Source organism: Campylobacter sp. 2018MI01 (assembly GCF_018501205.1).
GTDB lineage: Bacteria > Campylobacterota > Campylobacteria > Campylobacterales > Campylobacteraceae > Campylobacter_E.
Map to the genome: position 1 here is coordinate 1 of NZ_JAHCZE010000073.1, position 5,994 is coordinate 5,994.

At 25.9% G+C, this 5,994-nt stretch carries 4 protein-coding genes; 1 reads left to right on the top strand and 3 read right to left on the bottom strand.

Annotated elements, in window-relative coordinates:
* The 3 genes from KJQ97_RS08495 to KJQ97_RS08505 all read right to left on the bottom strand — a co-directional run.
* The coding region (locus tag KJQ97_RS08495; RefSeq protein WP_214120567.1) for an RsiV family protein at positions 1–772 on the bottom strand (772 nt) is incomplete at its 3' end.
* A gap of 98 nt (positions 773–870) precedes the next feature.
* The gene (locus KJQ97_RS08500; protein ID WP_502756488.1) at positions 871–2,424 is read right to left on the bottom strand and encodes a glycosyltransferase family 2 protein; all 1,554 of its coding nucleotides are present in this window, start codon (positions 2,422–2,424) and stop codon (positions 871–873) included.
* On the bottom strand, positions 2,421–4,796 hold the full coding sequence (locus KJQ97_RS08505) for a ribonucleoside-diphosphate reductase subunit alpha (protein ID WP_214120568.1): 2,376 nt from the start codon (positions 4,794–4,796) through the stop codon (positions 2,421–2,423). The genes KJQ97_RS08500 and KJQ97_RS08505 overlap by 4 nt, the downstream gene beginning before the upstream one ends.
* A gap of 137 nt (positions 4,797–4,933) precedes the next feature.
* Between KJQ97_RS08505 and KJQ97_RS08510 the strand changes: the two genes are divergently transcribed.
* The gene (locus tag KJQ97_RS08510) at positions 4,934–5,815 is read left to right on the top strand and encodes an RluA family pseudouridine synthase (protein ID WP_214120570.1); all 882 of its coding nucleotides are present in this window, start codon (positions 4,934–4,936) and stop codon (positions 5,813–5,815) included.
* Positions 5,816–5,994 lie beyond the last annotated feature (179 nt).

Here is a 5,994-nt window from a genome sequence, read left to right on the forward strand (position 1 = left end):
ATACTTTATTATCTTTTAATAATTTTTTAAATTCTTCTTTTAAAAATGGTTCTATTTCTTTATATGTTAAACGAACTTTTATATATCCACTAGCGTATGAAAATAATTCATAAGGACTATATGAAAATACTATTCCTAAATTATCAAAATAAAAATTATTTAATTCTAAAGGACTAAAAAATTTATTATCTTTTTCTGGATGTTTAGTTGTATTTTGAAAATCTCTTATTTTTTTAGTGATTTTTTCTTTTAACTTATCTGTATCTTTAAAAGCTTCGTTTGATGAAATAATTTTACCTGTTTTATCTAAAATTGCATATTTTTTAAAATGTAAAGGATGGGCACCTTTATTGTCTTCTACTAAACTAAAACTTATACTCGTTAAATCATTCTTAGCAAATATTACATCTTCTAATATTTCTAAAGTTCCAAAATGAGTTAAGCTTTGAGCAAAAAATTCATTTAAATTAAGTTCTTCTTTATTATTTCCAGATAAATATCTAATCTTAAAATTATCATCGCTTGTGCCGATACTAATACTATCATATTTAACCCCAATTGATTTTGAAGCCTCATAATCTATATTATTTGTTATCGTATCATTACATGCAAAACATACATTATCTTGCATTATATTCATACCGCTAACAAACTCAACTTTATCTTTATGGTCGTTAATTGTAAAATATGCAGTTTTATCTTTATCTATCATTAAAAACCCAGCAGAATTTAAACTAAGTGCCAAAATACTTGAAATTAATACTTTTTTCATTTTATACTCCTTAAATAAAAATAGTATTTTATCCTAAGTTAATAACACTTAAAAATTTTAATTAATTTTGTTTCACGTGGAACATATTTTATAATAATCTAAATTTGTTCTAACCCGTTTTCACAATAACTTTTATCATTTAATAAAGTATTTAAATAAATTTTATGGTTCTGTTCTAAATTTCTTTCATTTTCTTTATGATATATATGATATGCTATTGCTTGATGTTTTAGTCTTTTTAATTTATAGCCCTTATTTAAGAACCTTATTACAAATTCACTATCTTCTCTTCCCCAGCCTTCAAAATCATTATTAAATCCATTAATTGAAATAGCATCTTCTTTGTAAAAACCCATATTGCAACCACGAATACCTTTTATGTATATTTTTTTATCATTCGGTGTTTTTTGTGCTATTGATTTTAATTTTTTACAAATACTTTTATCAATTTTTGAGAAGTACTTAATTATTTTTGATAGAACATTAATTTTGTTTGCTTTAAATGTTCTTATATTTAATTCCATATTATCTTCTCTAATATCTTTTGAAATATTTTCCTTTAAACAAATTCTACTACCTTGTAAAAATACCCCTTTTTCAGCATTATTTTTATAATTTTTTATAAAATCATTATCTACAAGCATATCTGAATCAATAATAACCAAAAAATCTCCACTTGCTATTTTTATAGCATTATTACGAGATCTTGCTAATCTAAATCCTAAATCTTCTTGATACGCATGTTTTAATATAACAGGATATTTACTAAACTTTTCAATTATATCCCAGTTATCTCCACCATCATCAGCTATAATTATTTCATCTGGTAATGTAGTCATTTTAAAGACATATTCAAGGCATCTTGTTAGTGCTACTTTATCGTTGTAAGTTGTGATTATTAAAGAACAAGTTGGAATTTTTGCATCTTTTAATTTTGCATATTTAAAAAAAGAACCTAAAGCATTGCATAAACTTATTATAAATCCATTAAAACCATCTTTTATTCCTAATTTTAAAAAATAGAATTTAAAAAATGTAAAAAATCCGTGGCTTATAGCTTTAAAAGTACTAGTTTTTTTATTTTTATTATTTTGTGCATAAATTTCTGTATATCTTTGTAATTTTGTTATTAAATCATAAATTGAATTGAAAGCAAAATGGTGAAGATGGATATTAGTTTTTATTAATTGTGAATTATTTTTAATGATAATATTTTCATGAACATTAGCATCATCATAATTAGTATGAGTTTTATTAAAAATCCTAACTATATAATCAGGATAAAACCCACAAGTTTTTATCCATTCGTTTTTATAATAATTTTTTCTATTTATTGCATAGATTTTTGTAATATCGCTAAAATCAAGATTTTTTAAAAGCTCTAAACTATTAAAATCTATTACTTCATCAGCATCAATACAAAAGACCCAGTCATTACTAGCTAAATTTACAGCAAATTGTTTTAATTTGCCAAATCCTATAAAAGGTGAGCTAAAAACTTTTACATTTTTAAATTCTTTTGCAATACCAACGCTGTTATCAGTGCTTTCATTATCTACTAACACAATTTCATCAAAATCTGCTAAAGCATTTAAACAACGCTTTAAATTTTTTTCTTCATTTTTAGCGATAATGCAAACACTTATTTTCATTGACAACCTTCGCATTCAATGCTTCTATCGACAGGTTTATTATCTAGATGTTCGCTTGCTGGACTTTCACTTCTTAGATAATAACAAGATTTAAGTCCTAGTGAGTGAGCTAATGTATAAATACTATTTAAATACCCACCACTTGCTTTGTCAAGACTAACAAATATATTTAAGCTTTGTCCTTGGTCTATCCATTTTTGGCGAATTGCAGCAGCACGAACTAAATCTCTTTGGTCAAGCTCATAAGCTGTAACATAATATTGCCAGGTATCAAGACTTAGATTTGGTACGACATTAGGTATCATTCCACTTAAGTTTTGTTCAAACCATTTTCTTTTATACACAGGTTCAATTGTTTGAGTAGTTCCAACTAGAATTGATATACTAGAAGTTGGAGCTATTGCCATTAAATAGCCATTTCTCATACCTTGTTTGCTAACTTTCTTTCTTAAATTATTCCAATCACAATTTGATTGATTAAATAAATTATCTCCTAGTGTTAGCATTTTTGCATTATCGTTAGCGACATCAATAGGGAAAATTCCCTTACTCCAATTACTTCCTTCATATTCAGGATATACACCTTTTTCAACTGCTAAATCACTACTTGCACTTATAGCTTCATAAGATATATTTTCCATAATTTTATCAATTAATTCAAAGTGGTCGTTAGTCCCAAACATTATTCCTTTTTCTGCTAACATTTGTGCTTCACCCATAACACCTAAACCTATTGCACGAGATTTAAGGTTAGTGTTTTTTACTTTTGCGTGTGGATAAAAATTAAGTTCAATTACATTATCAAGCATTCTAATTGCTATTGGAACTACTCTTTTAATATCTTCTATACTATTAATTTTACTTAAATTTATACTAGCTAGATTACAAACTGCGGTTCTTCCTTCATCATATTCTTTTTCTACTATATAAACTTTTTTACCATTTAAAGTATCAAGGCTACTTAATTTTTTTGCAGTTTTTACTTGTGAATTATCAAGAGTTAAAATATCATTTTCTTCATAAATCTTTATACTACCATCTTCAAAAGTAGCTTTTATTTTATAATGATTTGGGTCTGTATTTTGAAAAATTTCTGTGCATAAATTAGAACTTCTAATAAGACCTGAATGAGAATTTGGATTAGCTTTATTAGCATTATCTTTAAAGCATAAAAACGGCATTCCACTTTCAAAATAATTTGTTAAAATCTTTTTCCAAAGCTCTTTTGCATCCATTACTTCTTTTACTATATTTTCATCTTTTTCAAGTCTTTCATATTCTAATTCAAATTCTTTTCCGTATAAATCACAAAGTTGTGGAGTATCAAATGGGTCAAATAAAGTCCATTTTCCATTTTCAGCAATTCTTTTCATAAATAAATCATTTATCCATAAAGCAGGGAATAATTCGTGAGCTCTTCTTCTTTCTTCTCCGCTATTTTTTCTAAGGTCAATAAAATCACAAACATCCATATGCCAAGGCTCAATATAAACAGATATCGCACCTTTTCTTGTGCCTAATTGATCAACCGCTACGGCAATGTCATTTGTGATTTTTAAAAATGGAATAATTCCACCAGCTGCATTTTTATGTCCGTCTATACTACCACCCATAGCACGAACCTTACTCCAATCCCAGCCTATTCCACCACCAAATTTAGATAATAAAGCCATTTCTTTATAAGAATCAAAAATACCTTCTATATTATCAGGGGTTGAGCCGATATAACACGAACTTAATTGGTGTCTTGTTGTTCTTGCGTTACTTAAAGTTGGAGTTGCACACATAACTTCAAATTTGCTTATTAAATCATAAAATTTCTTAGCCCATTCTTGCCTATTTAATTCGTTTTGAGCTAAAAACATAGCTATTGCCATAAACATATGTTGTGGTAATTCAATAGGATTACCTTTACTATCTTTAATTAAATATCTATCATAAAGGGTTTTAATACCTAAGTAAGTAAATTGTAAATCTCTTTCAGGTTTGATATAAGAATTTAAATCATCTAAGTCATATTTTTCTTTAAGACCTAAAAATAATCTTCCTGCTTTTTCTCCACGCTCAAAATATTCTCTTAAATGCACATATTCTTTTTGTGGATTAACTTTGTGATATAAATCATATAAAAATAATCTCGCAGCTACAAAAGTCCAATTAGGTCTATCTATATCTATTTTATCAACTGCTGTTTTTATTAAAGTGTTTTGTATTTCTTCAGAAGTTATCATATCTCTAAATTGTATTTTAGCATCAACTTCTAGCTCACTTTGGCTTACATTATCAAGCCCTTCAGTTGCTAAAGTTGTATATTTTTTAATTTTAGATATGTCTAATTCTTCTACTCTACCTGTTCTTTTTACTACCTTCATGATTGATTATTTTTCCTTTGTGAATTTTAAAAAAGAATGTCTTATAATAAGTAGATATATAATAAAGGTTAAAAAGAGTGGGATATTTATATAAAAAATTTTTTACTACAGAAAATAAAAAAGCTTATCAATTAGTTATGCAAAATTTAAACTACGATTTAAAAAAAGCACAAAGATTTTGTGATAAAAATCGTGTTATTATTTTTAAAAATAATGTTAGTAAAAAGCTAGAAAATACTTTAAATATAGAAGAAATAAATTTAACTGATATTGAAATATGTAAAAAGAATTCTATTATTTGTGGAGAATATTATTTACTAATTTATGAATGCGTTAGTAATAATTTAAAACCAATTTTTGAAAATGAATATTTTGCAATTTTTAATAAACCAAGTGGAGTTTTATCACATCCTAATGGAAGAAATTGTGAGTATTCTTTAAATGATGAAATTTGGCAAAAATATGGAGAAAATGCAAGTGTAGCTCATAGACTTGACGCTGCTACAAGTGGTCTTATAATGGTAGCTAAAACAAAAACTGCCAATAAAGAATTAAAAGAACTTTTTGCAAAACAAAAAATACACAAAGAATATTTAGCATTAGTATGTGGTAATATTAAAAATGATTTTTGTGTTAGTGCAAGACTTAAAAATGATGATGATTTAAAAAATAAAATGCAAGTTTGTGTAGATGGCAAGATTTCACAATCTGAATTTATAGTTATCAAAAATTATCCTAAATATACACTTTTAAAAGCAATTCCACTAACAGGAAGACAACATCAATTAAGAGTGCATTTGCATTATGTAGGAAATAAAATCGCAGGGGATAATTTGTATGGACTTACTAACAAACAAGCAAGAGATATTTTAGATAAGAAAATATCAAATATAAAAGAACTTTGTGGTGCAAGTAGGCTTTGTCTTCATTCTGCAAGATTAAAATTTACTTATAAAAATCAAGATTATGATTTTTATAATGATGATATAGAAAATGAATTTTTAGGAGCAATTAAATGAATGGATTAGATATATTTCAATACTTATTTATGGGTGTTGTTTGTATTGGTGGAATTATTGGAATGATTTTTATCATAATCAATGAAAAGAAAAAATAATGTTTCACGTGAAACTTTTTATCATTAGATTATTTTAATGTTTCACGTGAAACAAAAAAACTTATAATAAAATTAAAATTA